The organism is Caulobacter sp. GW822-FHT01G02 (assembly GCF_058802865.1).
Map to the genome: position 1 here is coordinate 39162 of NZ_JBXAON010000009.1, position 15125 is coordinate 54286.

19 protein-coding genes are annotated in these 15125 nt (G+C 69.0%); 15 read left to right on the plus strand and 4 right to left on the minus strand.

The genetic code is table 11. The annotated features are described in order from the left end of the window. The 4 genes from AC1RNC_RS23050 to AC1RNC_RS23065 are packed head-to-tail and all read left to right on the plus strand — an operon-like array spanning position 1 to position 3399. On the plus strand, positions 1-615 hold the full coding sequence (locus tag AC1RNC_RS23050; protein WP_492888391.1) for a cytochrome b/b6 domain-containing protein: 615 nt from the start codon (positions 1-3) through the stop codon (positions 613-615). Next, positions 596-1291, plus strand: a complete 696-nt coding sequence (locus AC1RNC_RS23055; RefSeq protein WP_492888392.1) for a response regulator — start codon at positions 596-598, stop codon at positions 1289-1291. The genes AC1RNC_RS23050 and AC1RNC_RS23055 overlap by 20 nt, the downstream gene beginning before the upstream one ends. Further along, positions 1284-2720 carry a sensor histidine kinase gene (locus AC1RNC_RS23060; RefSeq protein WP_492888393.1) on the plus strand — a complete coding sequence of 479 codons (1437 nt, stop codon included), beginning with the start codon at positions 1284-1286 and terminating at the stop codon, positions 2718-2720. The genes AC1RNC_RS23055 and AC1RNC_RS23060 overlap by 8 nt, the downstream gene beginning before the upstream one ends. Continuing rightward, positions 2704-3399 carry a VIT1/CCC1 transporter family protein gene (locus AC1RNC_RS23065; protein ID WP_492888394.1) on the plus strand — a complete coding sequence of 232 codons (696 nt, stop codon included), beginning with the start codon at positions 2704-2706 and terminating at the stop codon, positions 3397-3399. The genes AC1RNC_RS23060 and AC1RNC_RS23065 overlap by 17 nt, the downstream gene beginning before the upstream one ends. A gap of 23 nt (positions 3400-3422) precedes the next feature. On the opposite strand, the gene AC1RNC_RS23070 is transcribed toward AC1RNC_RS23065, so the two are convergent. From AC1RNC_RS23070 to AC1RNC_RS23080, 3 genes are all read right to left on the minus strand, one after another. Beyond that, entirely contained in the window at positions 3423-4007 is a 585-nt protein-coding gene (locus AC1RNC_RS23070; protein WP_492888396.1) for an exopolysaccharide biosynthesis protein, read from the minus strand. 365 nt (positions 4008-4372) lie between these two features. Continuing rightward, the gene (locus AC1RNC_RS23075; protein ID WP_492888398.1) at positions 4373-4759 is read right to left on the minus strand and encodes a DUF302 domain-containing protein; all 387 of its coding nucleotides are present in this window, start codon (positions 4757-4759) and stop codon (positions 4373-4375) included. A 29-nt stretch (positions 4760-4788) separates the two neighbouring features. Continuing rightward, positions 4789-5205 (minus strand): OsmC family protein, encoded by a 417-nt coding sequence (locus AC1RNC_RS23080; RefSeq protein ID WP_096054051.1) that lies wholly within the window; start codon positions 5203-5205, stop codon positions 4789-4791. A 450-nt stretch (positions 5206-5655) separates the two neighbouring features. Here AC1RNC_RS23080 and trbB point away from each other — a divergent pair, with 450 nt between their 5' ends. Genes trbB through AC1RNC_RS23135 form a run of 11 tightly spaced genes read left to right on the plus strand, consistent with a single transcriptional unit; the run spans position 5656 to position 14737 of the window. After that, complete coding sequence (trbB, locus tag AC1RNC_RS23085; protein WP_205685724.1) at positions 5656-6594, plus strand: P-type conjugative transfer ATPase TrbB; 939 nt, start codon at positions 5656-5658, stop codon at positions 6592-6594. Continuing rightward, positions 6584-6955: a TrbC/VirB2 family type IV secretion system protein gene (locus AC1RNC_RS23090; RefSeq protein WP_233279871.1), complete on the plus strand. Its 372-nt coding sequence runs from the start codon at positions 6584-6586 to the stop codon at positions 6953-6955. Before trbB ends, AC1RNC_RS23090 begins: the two co-directional genes overlap by 11 nt. Then, entirely contained in the window at positions 6955-7221 is a 267-nt protein-coding gene (locus tag AC1RNC_RS23095) for a VirB3 family type IV secretion system protein (protein ID WP_096054052.1), read from the plus strand. The genes AC1RNC_RS23090 and AC1RNC_RS23095 overlap by 1 nt, the downstream gene beginning before the upstream one ends. Positions 7222-7223: 2 nt before the next feature. Then, positions 7224-9662 (plus strand): conjugal transfer protein TrbE, encoded by a 2439-nt coding sequence (gene trbE, locus AC1RNC_RS23100; protein ID WP_096054053.1) that lies wholly within the window; start codon positions 7224-7226, stop codon positions 9660-9662. Further along, positions 9659-10390: a P-type conjugative transfer protein TrbJ gene (trbJ, locus tag AC1RNC_RS23105; protein ID WP_492888401.1), complete on the plus strand. Its 732-nt coding sequence runs from the start codon at positions 9659-9661 to the stop codon at positions 10388-10390. The genes trbE and trbJ overlap by 4 nt, the downstream gene beginning before the upstream one ends. Beyond that, positions 10387-10626: a putative entry exclusion protein TrbK-alt gene (gene trbK-alt / locus AC1RNC_RS23110; protein WP_492888403.1), complete on the plus strand. Its 240-nt coding sequence runs from the start codon at positions 10387-10389 to the stop codon at positions 10624-10626. Before trbJ ends, trbK-alt begins: the two co-directional genes overlap by 4 nt. Continuing rightward, complete coding sequence (trbL, locus tag AC1RNC_RS23115) at positions 10623-11879, plus strand: P-type conjugative transfer protein TrbL (protein WP_492888404.1); 1257 nt, start codon at positions 10623-10625, stop codon at positions 11877-11879. Before trbK-alt ends, trbL begins: the two co-directional genes overlap by 4 nt. Then, on the plus strand, positions 11879-12565 hold the full coding sequence (trbF, locus tag AC1RNC_RS23120; protein ID WP_492888405.1) for a conjugal transfer protein TrbF: 687 nt from the start codon (positions 11879-11881) through the stop codon (positions 12563-12565). The genes trbL and trbF overlap by 1 nt, the downstream gene beginning before the upstream one ends. Continuing rightward, positions 12562-13362, plus strand: a complete 801-nt coding sequence (gene trbG / locus AC1RNC_RS23125; RefSeq protein ID WP_492888406.1) for a P-type conjugative transfer protein TrbG — start codon at positions 12562-12564, stop codon at positions 13360-13362. Before trbF ends, trbG begins: the two co-directional genes overlap by 4 nt. Further along, a complete protein-coding gene (locus tag AC1RNC_RS23130; RefSeq protein ID WP_492888407.1) occupies positions 13359-14516 on the plus strand; it encodes a TraB/TrbI/VirB10 family type IV secretion system protein in 1158 nt (385 codons plus the stop codon). Before trbG ends, AC1RNC_RS23130 begins: the two co-directional genes overlap by 4 nt. Then, on the plus strand, positions 14513-14737 hold the full coding sequence (locus tag AC1RNC_RS23135; protein ID WP_096054060.1) for a DUF2274 domain-containing protein: 225 nt from the start codon (positions 14513-14515) through the stop codon (positions 14735-14737). The genes AC1RNC_RS23130 and AC1RNC_RS23135 overlap by 4 nt, the downstream gene beginning before the upstream one ends. On the opposite strand, the gene AC1RNC_RS23140 is transcribed toward AC1RNC_RS23135, so the two are convergent. After that, positions 14734-14964 (minus strand): ATP-binding protein, encoded by a 231-nt coding sequence (locus tag AC1RNC_RS23140; protein ID WP_492888499.1) that lies wholly within the window; start codon positions 14962-14964, stop codon positions 14734-14736. The genes AC1RNC_RS23135 and AC1RNC_RS23140 overlap by 4 nt on opposite strands. Positions 14965-15125: the final 161 nt, after the last annotated feature.

Below are 15125 nucleotides of genomic sequence, written 5' to 3' on the forward strand. Positions count from 1 at the left end.
ATGTCGCCTCAAACCTCGGGCGACGCCGTTCCGATCTCCAACGCCTTGGCGCCGCCGCCCCCGGCGCGCGTCAAGGTATGGGATCCACTCGTGCGCCTCTTCCATTGGACGCTGGCTCTCGGCTGCATCGCCAACCTGACCGTCCTGCGGGAGGTCAAGACGGTCCACCGTTATGTCGGCTATGTCGTGCTGGCCGCCGTCGTGATCCGCCTAGTCTGGGGCTTCATCGGCACGCGCCATGCCCGCTTCGCCGACTTCGCGCCCGGTCCGCGCCGCCTATTGGCCTATCTGGTCGCCCTGTCGCGAGGCCGGGAGCCACGCTATGTCGGGCATAATCCGGCGGGCGCGGTGATGATGCTGGCCTTGATGGGCCTGGTCATGACGTGCGGCGTCACGGGCTGGATGATGGGGCTGGACGCCTTCTGGGGCGAGCGGTGGCTTGAAACCCTGCACGAAGGCGCGGCCAATGTGATCTTGATCATGGCGATCGTCCACGTTCTGGCGGCGCTTGTCGAAAGCTGGCGTCATCGCGAGAACCTGGTCCTGGCGATGATCACCGGTTTCAAGCGTGCGCCGAAGGGAAGCGACGTCTGCCATGCGCCTGCTGCTGATTGAGGACAATGCGCGCCTGGGCGAGTTGATCGTCGAAGGGCTCGAGCGCGAGGGCTTCGTCATCGACTGGCGGGAGACGCTGGAAGAGGGCCTGGAGGCGCGGGGCCTGGCGGCCTACGACCTGATCCTGCTGGACCTGGGACTGCCGGACGGTGATGGCCTGGATCTCGTCAGGCGCCTGCGACGTGATCGTGACGTCGTACCGATCCTGATCCTCACCGCGCGTGGCGGCCTGGGCGAGAAGATCGCCGGGCTCGACGTCGGCGCCGACGACTATCTGGTCAAGCCGTTCGACATCGCCGAGCTGGCGGCGCGTTGCCGAGCTCTCCTGCGACGGCCCGGCGCCTGTTTGGGCGTCGTCCTGAGCGCGGGCAATGTCGCCTTGGACACCGCCAGCCGGAGCCTTCAGGTCGCGGGCGTCAGCGTCGCCATCACCCCTCGGGAGCTGGCTTTGCTTGAACACCTCTTGCGACGGGCGGGTCAGGTCGTCCCCAAGGCCAGCCTGGAAGACCAGCTTTACGCCATGGATGCGGAAGTGACGCCCAACGCTCTTGAGGTGGCCGTCTCGCGCCTGCGCAAGCGCCTCGCCAGCGCCGGGGCCGACGTCATTCTGCGAACCGCCCACGGTGTCGGCTACGTCCTGCTGGCGTCAACGCACGCGGCTTGCGCGCATGGCTGAGGCCACACCCGGCGCGCCGCGCCGACAAAGTCTGTTCACACAGATCGCCCTGCGGCTGACCCTGCTGGCCCTGGTCTTCGCCCTGCTCGATGTGGCGATCGTCGTACCGATGTACGCCAATGACGAGCAGGCGCTGGCCGAGGACTTCATCGCTCAGCAGGCGCAACGCGCCGATCACCTGCTGACCGGCGAGCCTAAATCGCAGGAGGCTTCGGCCGCCTTGGCCAAGTTGGCTAAGCCCGCTGGGGTGAGCGCCTGGCGGGTCGAGGTGTTTGACGGCGGGCAACGCCTGGTCGGCAAGGTCGGGGATCTGGCTGGCGCCTCAAAGGCGCCGTCGGCGGGCATGCTGGACTGGACCCAGCGCGAGACCACCTCTCAAGGCACGCGAATTTTTGGGGTTCAGCGGTTTGAGGGCCAGGCTGGGCCCCGCTGGATCGCGATCACCGCGCAGGCCCGTGGAAATCGGCTCTACTGGCCGGTGATCGGCCAGGAACTGGTCGAGCATGTCGCCCTGCCGCTCATTCCGCTGACGCTGCTCTTGCTACTCTTCAACGTCCAGGTCGTCGGCCGCCTGCTCAAGCCGCTGTCGCTGGCGGCTCGTCAGGTCGACGCCCTGGATCCCAGCCGCATGGACGCCAGGCTGTCCGAGCCGGACGCCTCGCGGGAGGTCGCCGCCCTGGTCGGCGCGGTCAATCGGGCGCTGGATCGATTGCAGCAGGCCATGGGGCTGCTCAAGGGTTTTACCGCCGATGCGGCCCACGAACTGCGCACGCCGCTGTCGGTTCTGCGGCTGCGGATCGAAGGCCTGCCCGATAGTCCTGGCAAGGCCCGCCTGGCCCAGGAGGTCGAGTCGATGACCCGCCTGGTCAACCAGATGCTGGACCTCGCCCAGGCCGATGCCCTGGAACTGACCGATGCGCAGGACATCGACCTGGCCGCCCTGGCGGCGCAGGTCGTTGGACAGATCGCGCCCCACGCCTTCGCGGCCGGCCACGACGTCCGCCTGAATGATCTGGGAAACGCTCGGCTGCGTGGCCATCCGGACGCCTTGGCCAGAGCCCTGCGGAACCTGATCGAGAACGCGATCCGTCACGCCAATCCCGAGGGGCCGATCGAGGTCACCGTCGGTCCTGGTGCGCGCCTGTCCGTCCGCGATCATGGCCCCGGCCTTGCGAATGAGGATATCGACAGGATCTTCGACCGCTTCTGGCGCAAGTCCCGCGCCGCCGAGGGCGGGGCGGGGCTGGGCCTTGGCATTGTCCGCAGTCTTGTCGAGGCCCACGGCGGCGTCGTGACCGCCCGAAACGCCGACGGTGGCGGCGCGCTCTTCACCTGTATTTTTACCGCCGCTGACCCAGGCGCGACCCTGGCCCGGTGGCCTCGCGATCGTACCCCTTTGAAGGACCTTCCCCATGAGCCGCCTGCATAGCGAACGACATCTGGTGGCCCGGATCGGCTGGCTACGCGCCGCGGTCCTGGGCGCCAATGACGGCATCGTCTCGACCGCCAGCCTGATCGTCGGCGTCGCCGCCGCCAATCCCGACAAGGGCGCTATTCTGCTGGCCGGGGCCGCCGGCTTGGTGGCGGGCGCGATGTCGATGGCGGCCGGCGAATATGTCTCGGTCTCTTCCCAGTCCGACACCGAAAAGGCCGACCTGGCCCGGGAGCGCGCGGAACTGGCCGCCGACCCGGCCGCCGAGATGGACGAACTGGCTGGGCTCTATGTGGCCCGAGGCGTCGCGCCGGACGTGGCGCGGCAGGTCGCCGAGCAGTTGATGGCCAAGGACGCGATCGGCGCCCATGCCCGCGACGAGCTGGGGATTTCCGCCCACACGACGGCCCGCCCGATCCAGGCGGCCCTGACCTCGGCGGCGACGTTCACGGTGGGGGCGGCCTTGCCGCTGGCGATCGTGCTCTTGGTTCCCGCCGCCTGGCTGACAGTCGCCGTCGCGCTGGCCGCGCTGTCTTGCCTGGCCGTGCTCGGGGCTGTCGGCGCGGGGGCGGGCGGCGCCGGCGTCTGGCGGTCCGTGGTGCGGGTGACGTTCTGGGGCGCGGCGGCGATGGCTTTGACCGCGGGGATCGGCCGGCTGTTTGGCGCGGTTGTCTAGCACCAGGGGAAGGCCGACCGCACCTAACCTAGATGTCGCCAGCCGATCAGTGCGCCGGCCACCATGAGGGCGAGGATGAGGCCGCAGGCGATCGTCAGCAACCAGCCCGCCAGCAGGGCCAGGCCGTCGCGCTGAATGAGCCCCGCCGCGAAGGCGCCGATCCCCAGGCCCGCGGCCGTATGGGCGATGGGCGTCGGCAGCATGAGGACCATCGACAGGCCCATGCAGCCCACGGCGACCACGCGTGCGTGCCAGGGATGGAACAAAGCGTCGAACCGTGGGCGCGAGGCCGTCTCCAGGCGCTCTAACGTTTTGGCGGCGCGAGCCAGGACGATCGTGGCGCGCGCCCGCCCAAGGCTCAGTCGGCTCAAGCCTTCTGGCAACCAAGGCTGTGCGCGCCTGATCAACAACTGGGTCGAGATCAAAAGAAGCGGCGCGCCGAGCACAGCCGAGGCCAGCGGCGGCAACAAGGTCGCGGGCACAGCCAGGACCAGCAACACGCTGCCAAAGGATCGCTCTCCGAAGCCGTCCATCAGATCGGCGATCGATAGGCGTTCATTCCCCGACAGGGATAAGCGGATCAGAACTGCCGAAAGGCGTTCGTTCACCAATGCGCCCTGGGGCAAATTGGACGGTGAGGTTTGGTCGAGGTCGGCGACGGTAATTGCGGACCTCCTGTGTTTGCATGCGTCCATCCAACTCGACGACACCGGATGGCGGGCGCCTCAAGCGACGGATAGCTTGCCGCTCCGTTGGCCATCCCGGTTCAATCAGAACTGGCTTAAAGTGGTCCGAGCTTTCCTGAAACGAATGTCGCGTTTCTGGACCTAAGCAAGTGTCTCCTTCCGGCGCATTGGCGGTGCTCCCCAGAGCAGCACAAGGTTAGGCTTGGAACCGCCATTACGCCGTTGCGCGCTGGTTACGCCTAAAACCACTGGCGACATCCTTGTCGTCATAGCTCTGGCGGTTTCGCCTACAGGCTGGAAATCGCCGCGTGGAGCTTGTCGGCGACCGTCCGAGCCGCGTCCTTCAGGCCCGCGTTGTCGATCGCCTGCATGGACGCGACGGGATCGATGGCGGAGACCTCCGTGCGCCCATCATCTCCCTCTTGCACCACGACATTGCAGGGCAGCATGGCGCCCACATTGGCCTCCAGCTTCAGCGCTTCATACGCCAGCCCCGGGTTGCATGCGCCCAGGATCAGATAGCGACGGAAGTCCACGCCGATCTTGGCCTTCAAGGTCTTCTGGATATCGATCTCCGTGATGACGCCAAAGCCTTCCTTCGCAAGGGCCTCGCGAGTCCGTATGACTGCCTCGTCGAATGTAACGTTGAGGCTCTTGGAAAATACGTAGGTCATGTGCGCCTCCCTGGCGACTAGACGGGGCTTCAGGTCGCGGCTTGGACCACGCTGCGGCGAATGACCCCTTCCAAGACGGTCGCCGCTGCGACCGTGTTCGAGATCGTCCCATATTTGCGAACATTGCGATGCAGGAGTTCCAGGCGACCATCGTCCTCGTCGGTGTCGACGATCAACTCATAGTCCACGCGCTGGATGAGGGGCGGCGCGTCCTGGCGCACCGCCTGGATCCGAACCTCTACACCGCGAAGCTTAAAGTTGAGGAGCGGGGTGACCCGCTCGATACCTTTGATCATGCAGGCTGCGATCGAGGCCAGGAACAGTTCCGCGGGATTGAACGCATCCCGGCGGCCAGCGACATCCGTGTCCAGGACAAGGCTCGCATCCTTGGCTCGCGCCAGGCTCCCGTGGCCGTCGATGCGCTCTGCGGTGACGCTGTAGTTCATTTTGAGCCTTGGTAGCACGGGTGCCGCTTCGATAGGGCATCAGCGGCTTGGGCTTCGTGCTGCTGATGTGAGTAGGGGCCTCAGACGGGAGGGCATTGATCTGCCTCAAGCTGGCCCCAAGCCATTCGCCTGGCGAGTCGCTTGGCGAGCAGGATCGTTTAGGTGTGGGCGCCTTCGGCTGTATGTCTGAACTCTGGAGCCAAGCCAACGGCCCCTTATATGGCGCGATCCTGACCACAGGGTTCGATAGCCAAGGCGCCCCGCTCGTCGATCTAGCGCGGAATCCGCCACTCGCCATGCAGCGAGGTTCTCTCTCGTAGCCGTTGTTTTCCCGGCCCATTTGGCTGTTGAGGCCGGCCCGAACGCGGTCTTCTTACTCATCCCCGTCAACAACGGGGATGCGCCGTGGAGCCTTCCAAGCCTGATCTGGAGATGTCGCGCAGCCATCGCATGCTGCGCACGGCCTTGGGTCCCTTGCTGCTCGCTCGCCTGGAAGATCCCGGCGTCGCCGAGATCATGCTCAACCCCGATGGTTCGGTCTGGATCGACCGGTTCGATGTGGGGCTGCGGCCCGCCGATCTGTTGTTGAGCCCGGCCGACGGCGAGCGGATCATCCGCCTGGTCGCTCATCACGTCGGCGTCGAGGTCCATGCGGGCCGGCCGCGTGTGGCGGCCGAACTGCCGGGCGGCGGCGAGCGCTTCGCGGGCCTGCTGCCGCCGCTGGTCTCAGGCCCGGCCTTCTCCCTGCGCAAGCCGGCCAGCGTCGTCTTTCCGCTGGGCGCCTATGTCGAGCAGGGCGTGATGCGGGCGCAGGAAGCCAGCGTGCTCGCCGACGCGGTGGCCCAGCGCCACAACATCCTGGTCGTGGGTCCCACCTCCAGCGGCAAGACCACCCTGGTCAACGCGCTGCTGGCCGAAGTCGCCGCGCTGGATGAGCGCGTGGTCCTGATCGAGGACGTGCGCGAGCTGCAATGCCCGGCCCGCAACCTGGTGGCCCTGCGCACCAAGGAGGGCGTGGCCAGTCTCGCCGACCTCGTGCGCTCGTCCCTGCGCCTGCGGCCCGACCGCATCATCATCGGCGAGGTCCGCGGCGCTGAAGCCCTCGACCTGATCAAGGCCTGGGGCACAGGCCATCCGGGCGGCGTGGCCACCCTGCACGCCGGGTCGGCCCTGGGCGCGCTGCTGCGCCTCGAACAGCTGATCCAGGAAGCGGTGGTCACCGTGCCGCGCGCCCTGATCGCCGAAACCATCGATTTGGTGGCCGTCATCTCCGGCCGTGGCCGGCAGCGCCGCCTGGTCGATCTGGCGCGCCTGACCGGCCTTGGGCCCGACGGCGCCTACCAGCTCACCCCCGCCCTGACCTCAAAGGAGATTCCCCATGTCTCATAGTCTCGTCGCGCCTGGAGTCTCGTTCGAACCGCCCCGGTGGCGTTTCTCGCGCCTGACCCTGCGGTCGATCGCCGCCGGGCTTTCCGGGACGGCGATCCTGGCCGCCAGCCACGCCCAGGCCGCCGGCTCGTCCATGCCTTGGGAAGAGCCGCTGCAGCGGATCCTGGAGTCGATCGAAGGCCCCGTCGCCAAGATCATCGCGGTGATCATCATCATCGTCACCGGCCTGACCCTGGCCTTTGGCGACACCTCCGGCGGCTCGCGCAAGCTGATCCAGATCGTCTTCGGGCTGTCGATCGCCTTCGCCGCCTCCAGCTTCTTCCTGTCGTTCTTCTCGTTCGGCGGCGGGGCGGTGATCTGATGGCCGGCGATCGCGCGATGGGGTTCGCCGCGCCCGTACATCGGGCCCTGCTTGAGCCGATGCTGCTGGCCGGGGCCCCGCGCGCGATCGCCCTGGTCAACGGCACCCTGGCCGCCGCCTTGGGCCTGGGCCTGCGGCTCTGGCTGGTCGGCGTCGGGGTCTGGCTGGTCGGTCATGGCCTGGCCGTCTGGGCCGCGCGCCATGACCCCCTGATCTTCGACGTTGGCCGCCGCCACGTGCGCGTGCCCACGCGCCTGGAGGTCTAGCCATGCTGGATCTTCGCGAATACGCCCGCCGGCCCAAGCGCCTCTGTGACTACCTGCCTTGGGCGGCCCTGGTCGCGCCGGGCGTGGTGCTCAACAAGGACGGCGCCTTCCAGCGCACCGCCGGCTTCCGGGGCCCCGACCTCGACTCCGTCGGCGACGCGCAGGTCGCCGCCGTCGCCGCGCGGCTGAACAACGCCCTGCGCCGGTTGGGGTCGGGTTGGGCGATCTTCATCGAGGCCCGCCGTGACCCGGCCATGGCCTATCCCGGCAGCGTCTTCCCCGATCCGGTCTCGGCCCTGGTCGATATCGAGCGCCGCCAGGCCTTCCTGGAGGAGGGGGCGCATTTCGAGAGCCGCTACTTCCTGACGCTCGTCTACCTGCCGCCGGCCGAGCGGGCGGGCCGGCTGGAGAACCTCTTCGTCGAGGGACGCGCCCGCGCCGACATCGACTGGCGCGCCCAACTCGCCGGCTTCATCGACAGGTCCGATCGCCTGTTGGCCCTGATCCAGGGCCTGACCCGCGAGGCCGCGTGGCTGTCAGACGCGGCCACCTTGGGCTTCCTGCACGGGGCGGTGACCACCCAGCGCCAAGGCGTGCGCGTCCCCGAGACGCCGATGCACCTGGACGCGCTGTTGGCGACGCAGCCGCTGGAGGGCGGGCTGGAGCCGTGCCTGGGCCAATCCCATCTGCGCGTCCTGACCATCGTCGGCTTCCCGAGCCAGACCGTGCCGGGCCTCCTCGATGAGCTCAATCGCCTGGCCTTCGCCTATCGCTGGTCGACCCGCGCCCTGTGCCTGGACAAGGCCGACGCCAACCGGCTGATCGGCAAGATCCGGCGCCAATGGTTCGCCAAGCGCAAGTCGATCGGTGTCCTCTTGCAGGAGGCCCTGACCCAGCAGCCCTCGGCCCTGGTCGACAACGACGCCGCCAACAAGGCCGATGAGGCCGATCAGGCCTTGCAAGACCTTGGCGGCGACGCCGTGGCCTATGCCTACGTCACCGCCAGCCTCGTGGTCTGGGACGAGGATCCCGACCGCGCCGACGCCAAGCTGGCCCTAGCCGAGAAGGTCATCGCCGGCCGTGATTTCACGATCATCAAGGAGCGGATCAACGCGGTCGAGGCGTGGCTGGGAACGCTGCCGGGCCAGACCTACGCCAATGTCCGCCAGCCGCCGCTGTCGACCCTGAACCTGGCCCATATCGCGCCGCTGTCGGCCGTCTGGGCCGGGCCGTTCTCCAACCCGCACCTTGGCGGTCCGCCGCTGCTGATGGCCAAGACCGATGGCTCCACGCCGTTTCGGCTTTCGCTGCACGTCGGTGACGTCGGCCATGCGCTGGTTGTCGGGCCGACTGGGGCGGGCAAGAGCGTGCTCCTAGCGCTGCTGGCCCTGCAGTTTCGGCGCTATGCGGGCGCGCGGATCTTCGCCTTCGACTTCGGCGGCTCGATCCGGGCCGCGGCCCTGGGCATGGGCGGGGCCTTTCATGACTTGGGCGGGGCGCTGCTGGATGCGGAACGGCCAGCGGTCGCCCTGCAGCCGCTGGCGGGCGTGGACGATCCGGCCGAGCGCGTCTGGGCCGCCGAGTGGATCGCGGTCCTGCTCTCGGCGCAGGGCGTGCCGGTCACCCCGACGGTGCGCGACCACATCTGGTCGGCCCTGGCCAGCCTGGCCTCCGCCCCGGTCGATGAGCGGACCTTGACGGGGCTGGCGGCCCTGCTGCCGACCCTGGACCTGAAGAGCGCCCTGACGCCCTACACCCTGGCCGGACCCTGGGGGCGGTTGCTCGACGCCGATCACGAGGCCCTGGCCGCCGGCGCCGTCCAGGCCTTCGAGACCGAGGGGCTGCTGGGCACGGCCGCCGCACCGGCGGTCCTGGCCTATCTCTTCCATCGCATCGAACGCGAGCTGGACGGTCGGCCGACCTTGATCCTGATCGACGAGGGCTGGCTGGCGCTCGACGACCCGGCCTTCGGCGCCCAGCTGCGCGAATGGCTCAAGACCCTGCGCAAGAAGAACGCGTCGGTGGTCTTCGCCACCCAGTCGCTGACTGACATCGACGCCAGCCCGATCGCCCCGGTGATCGTCGAGAGCTGCCCGACGCGGATCTTCCTGCCCAACCCGCGCGCCCTCGAGCCGCAGAGCGCGGCGATCTACGCCCGCTTCGGGCTCAGCGCCCGCCAGGTCGAGATCCTCAGCCGCTCCGCGCCCAAGCGCGACTACTACGTCCAGTCCCGGGCGGGCGAGCGCCTGTTCGACCTGGGCCTGGGCCCCGTCGCCCTGGCCTTCTGCGCGGCCTCCTCGAAAGCCGATCAGGCCGACATCGCCGCCGTCCTCGCCGCCCAGGGTCCCGAGGACTTCGCCGCCGGCTGGCTGCGCCATCGGGGCCTCTTCTGGGCCGCCGACCTCCTGCCGTCGATCACCCTCCCGGAGTCCTCGCGATGAGTGTTTCACCACACCTCTCCCGTCGTCGCATGGCGGCGCTGCTCTGCGGCGCGCTCGCCCTGGCGGCCACGCCGGCCTTGGTCACCACGGCCGTGGCCCAGGTCGCCGTCTACGATCCCAGCAACTACGCTCAGAACGTGCTGCAGGCGGCGCGAGCCTTGCAGCAGATCAACAACCAGATCAGTAGCTTGCAGAACCAAGCTCAGATGCTGATCGGCCAGGCGCGCAATCTGGCCAGCCTCCCGTATTCGTCGCTGTCGGCGCTGCAGCAGCAGGTCGCCGCGACCCAGGCCTTGCTGGGAGAGGCCCGCGCCCTGGCCTACAATGTCCAGGACATCCAGGAGGCCTTTCATCGTCACTACGACGTGGCCGATCTTTTGGCCACGGACGCCGACCTGACCGCGCGGGCCGAGGCCCGCTGGACCATCTCGGTGGCCGGGTTCGAGGACGCCTTGAAGGTCCAGGCCGGCGTGGTCGGCGGTCTTGAGACCAGCCGTGGCGAGATGCAGAGCCTGGTGTCGGTCAGCCAGGACGCGAGCGGCGCGCTGCAAGCGGCCCAGGCTGGCAACCAGCTCCTGGCCTTGCAGGCCCAACAGCTCTCGGCCCTGACCGCCGTGGTGGTGGCCAACGGTCGGGCGCAGGCCCTGGAGGCGGCCGACCGCGCCGCCGCGCGCGCCGACGCCAAGGCCCGCTTCTCCAAGTTCATGGGAGCCGCGCCCCAGCCATGAAACAGTCCGCCGGCTTTCGGGCCCTCGTCTGGGGGACGGTGCTGATCATCTTGCTTGGGGCCGCTGTCTTGGCGGGCAGGGCGTCCCAAGCGCCAATCCAGGTCTCTGGGTCGACAAGGTCGGCCGGGGCCCAGAGCGAGCTTGCGCGCTGCAAGACGGCGGGGGAGGGCGATGAAGCCTGCCGCGCGGCCTGGGCGGCGGCGCGCGCGCGCTTCTTCGGGCGGCCGGCGTCATGAGCGACACCGGCGTCATCGACCGGATGCTGGACGTCTACACCCAGCACATCGACAGCGGCTTTGGCCTGCTGGGCGGGGAGGTGGCGTTCCTGTCCACCACCCTGGTGGCCATCGACATGACCCTGGCGGCGCTGTTCTGGGCCTGGGCTCAGGACGACGTCACCGCGCGCCTGGTCAAGAAGACGCTCTATGTCGGCTTCTTCGCCTTCCTGATCGGCAACTTCCACGCGCTCAGCCTGATCGTTCTGAAGAGCTTCTCGGGCCTGGGCCTGAAGGCCTCGGGCGCGGGGATTTCGGCCGACGACTTCCTGCGGCCCGGCAAGCTGGCGGCCCTGGGGATCTCGTCGTGCAAGCCGATCCTGCAGGCGGCCAGCGAGCTGGGCGGCTTTCCCGGCTTCTTCGAGAACATCGTCCAGATCGTGATCCTGCTGGCCGTGGCCCTCCTGGTCATCGTCGCCTTCTTCGTGATCGCGGTGCAAATTTTCGTGGTGCTCATAGAGTTCAAGTTGGCCACGCTGGCGGGCTTCGTCCTGGTCCCATTCGGCCTGTTCGGTCGCACCGCCTTCCTGGCCGAGCGTGTTCTCGGCGCGGTCATCGCCTCGGGCGTCAAGGTGATGGTCCTGGCGGTGATCGTCGGGATTGGCTCGACGCTGTTTTCGGAATTCACCAGCGCCGCCTCCGGCCAGCCGACCCTGGAAGAGGTCCTGGCCATGGCCTTGGCGGCCCTGACGCTCCTGGGCCTGTCGATCTTCGGACCGGGCATAGCCTCCGGCCTAGTGTCGGGCGCGCCGCAACTGGGCGCCGGCGCGGCGGTCGGCACGGGCCTGACCGTGGCCGGCATGGCCATGGTCGGCGCAGGCGCGGCGCAGATGGCCGTGCGCGGCGGGTCGGGTTTGGCCGCTGCGGCTTCGACCGCCGGCGGCGCCGGCGGGCCGCGGCCGGGTCCTGATGCGCCAGCTCCCAGCGGCGCCGGCGGGGGACCTGGCCCGGGTCCAGGATCGGGCGGCGGGTCGGCTCAGCCAGCCGGTGGAGCCGCGCCCAGCAGGCCCGCGACCTCGGGCGGCGGCGAGCCCGGCTCGGGCGCCGCGTCGTCCGGCGCGGGCGAGGCCCCGGCCGCCGAGGCGCCGGCCTGGGCGCGCGATCTCAAGCAACAGCAGGCCCTGGCCCATGGCGCGAGCCTGGCCGCCCACGGCCTGGCCAGCGGCGACGACCACAGCGGCGGCGCCAGTCCCTCTCTCTCGGAGCAAAGCTGATGAACCCCTTCAAGGGTCCCTCGCGCCTGGGCGCGACACCCGTCCCCGAAACTCCCTACCAGCGCGCCGGCCAGGCCTGGGACGAGCGCATCGGCTCGGCAAGGGTCCAGGCCGCCAACTGGCGGCTGATCGCCCTGGGCCTGCTGGCCAGCAACATCGTCCAGTCGGGCGGCATGATCTGGCAGGCCGCGCGTGGCACGGTCACCCCCTGGGTCGTCGAGGTCGATCGCCTCGGCCAGACCCTCGCGGTCGGCCCGGCGGTTCGCGGCTATCGTCCGCCCGATCCGGTGATCGCCTGGACCCTGTCGCGCTTCATCGAGAACACCCGCGCCCTGCCGGCCGACCCGGTGGTGCTGGGGCAAAACTGGCGGCGGGCCTATGACTTCACCGACGCGGCCGGCGCGGCGGCCCTGTCGGACTATGCGCGGGGCGCTGATCCCTTCGCCCAGGTCGGCAAGGCGCAGGTGTCCGTCGATGTCACCAACGTCGTGCGCGCCTCGCCCCACAGCTTCCGCCTGGCGTGGATCGAGCGGCGCTATGTCGACGGCCAGCTGGTCTCGACCCAGCGTTGGAGCGCCATCCTGACCCTGGTGATCGCCGCGCCGACCTCGCCCGAGGCCTTCGTCAAGAACCCGTTCGGGATTTTCGTGCGGGCGATTTCTTGGTCCCGGGAGTACGGCGCATGACCCGCTCGATGCTGATTGTCGCGCTGGCGGGGCTCGTGACGCCGGCGGCCGGCTTGGCGTCGCCGCCCCACAAGGCCGCCGACCGGACCGTGCAGGCGGTGGCGGCCACGGAGTATCTCTTCGTCGAGCGCGGCGTGTTCGAGTTGGTCGCCGCGCCAGGCCGCATCACCGACATCGTCCTGGAGCCGGGCGAGACCCTGGTCGAGACCAATCCGATCGCCGCCGGCGACACCGCCCGCTGGGTGATCGGCGACACCACGAGCGGCGAGGGGGCCAGCCGCCGCGTCCACGTCCTGGTCAAGCCCGTTGAGGCGGGCCTTTCGACCAACCTGATCATCAACACCACCCGGCGAAGCTATCACCTGCAGATGCGGGCTTCGTCGCGCGCCTATCTCTCGCAGGTGGCCTGGCGCTATCCGCAAGCGCCTAACCTGGCGCCGGCGGTCCCGGTCAAGCCGGTCGTCTTGGTGTCACCGGCGGCTCCGCCAGCGCCCGTGACGCTCAATCTCGGCTATCGCATCAAGGGCGAGGCGCGCTGGCGGCCAGCGCGGGTCTATGACGACGGCGCACGGACCTATGTCGAGTTTGGTCCCGCGATCGTCCTGTCCGACCTGCCTCCGCTCTACGGTCTGGGACCCGACGGCAAGACCTCGGAACTGATCAACTATCGCCTCGAAGGTCGCCGGCTGGTGGTCGATCGGCTGTTCGACCGCGCCGAGCTGCGCTTTGGCCTGAAACGATGGGAGCGCCGCGTCCGGATCGAACGAGCGGCGCCTGCGCGGGAGGCCGGCCAATGACCCAGCCCATCGACCAAGAACAGCAGGCCATCGCCAAGAGTTTGCGCCTGCGTGGCGCGGCCGAGCCCGTGGCGCGCGTCTCGCGCAAGGCCCTGATCATCACGGTTGGCGTTGTGGCGATCGGCGTGGCCGCCGCCGTGGCGTGGTCGCTGCGCGAAAAGGAGCGTTCGGCCGCTGCGCCTGTGTTCCAGCCGGCCGCCTCGCCGCCCGAAGCGGTCACCGGCTTGCCGCGGGACTACCTGCAACGTCGGCAGGTTCCGGTGCTGGGGCCGCCGCTGCCCGGCGATCTTGGCCGGCCCATGCTCAGCGCCCAGCGCGCTCGCGGGCTCGACGCTTCAGCCGCGCCGTCGGAGCAGACGATGTCTTTGCCGCCGCCAGTGACTGCGCGTCCGGTCGAGAGGCCGGTGGCGGTGGATCCAGCGATCCAGGCTCGTCAGGCGGCGCGCAAAGCCGGTCTCTTCGCGGCGGCGACGGTGAAGGGCGGTGAGCCGACGTTGCCCGCCGCTTCGGTGGGCGCGGCAGGCGCCAGCATCGCCGACGAGCGCGCGACCAGCCCCGAGCGACTCCAGCCGCCGGCCTCGCCTTACCTCCTGCAAGCCGGATCGATCATTCCGGCGGCCCTCGTGACGGGCCTTCGATCGGACGCGGCGGGTGTGGCCATCGCCCAGGTCAGTCAGGATGTCTTCGACAGCCTGGGCGGACATCACCTCCTGATCCCGGCCGGATCCCGGCTGATCGGCCAATACGAAACCGCCACCCACGTCGGCCAGAGCCGACTGTCGGTGGCGTGGACGCGGCTGATCCTGCCCTCGGGCCGTTCGATCATGCTCGACAAGCTGCCGGGCGCCGACGCCCAAGGCATGGCCGGGCTGGCCGATGGCGTCGACCGGCACGGCAAGGCAGTGCTCGCCGCCGCCGCACTTAGCACGGTCCTGGCCATCGGGGCCGAGGCCGGGCAGTCGAGCGGCGGCGATGACCTGGAGCGGGCGATCCGTCGCGGCGCCAGCCAGTCTATCAGCGACGTCGGTCAGCAGGCCGTCGGCCGCAGCCTCATCTTGACCCCGACCCTGACCATCCGCCCAGGCGCGCCCCTGCGCGTGCTGCTGTCGCGCGATCTGGTGCTCGAACCCTACACCGAGGAAGGCCCTCAATGAGCAAGCTGAAACTGGGTCCTATCGAGGACGACACCCCCGTAAAGGTCACGGTGGAATTGCCCGCGGCCCTGCATCGCGATCTGCTCGATTATGGTAAGCAACTGGCGGCCGAGACGAACGCCAAGGTCGCCGAGCCAGGCAAGCTGATCGTGCCGATGGTCGGCCGCTTCATGGAAAGCGATCGCGGTTTCACGCGCGGCCGCAAGGCTCGGAAGACCTAACGTCGGTCGCCTTTGATTTTGACCAAGGGCTGGCCAGGATCATGCCAGCGCCTGTGGGCGGCGATGTCGCTTCCAAAAGCCGGGGGGCGCTGGTTCTGGGAGGTGTTGGGAAAATCGCAGACAAAGAGGGCGCCGCCGCCCGGTGGGCTCTGCACCGTCACCTTGCCGCCATGCGCCTCGACAATACTTCGGACAATCCCAAGGCCCAGCCCCGCGCCGACTGGTATCGCAGATTGGGGTCCTCGTTTGCTATCCTGGCTCTGGCGTTCCTATGCTCAAGACGTGTTGGGCTGAGCGCGTGCTGACCTCCGTCCCGCTGTGGATCATTTGCGACAAATCAACGGCGCTACCCAAAGACCGCCCTAGGGTAGAGGTTGACCGATCCGGG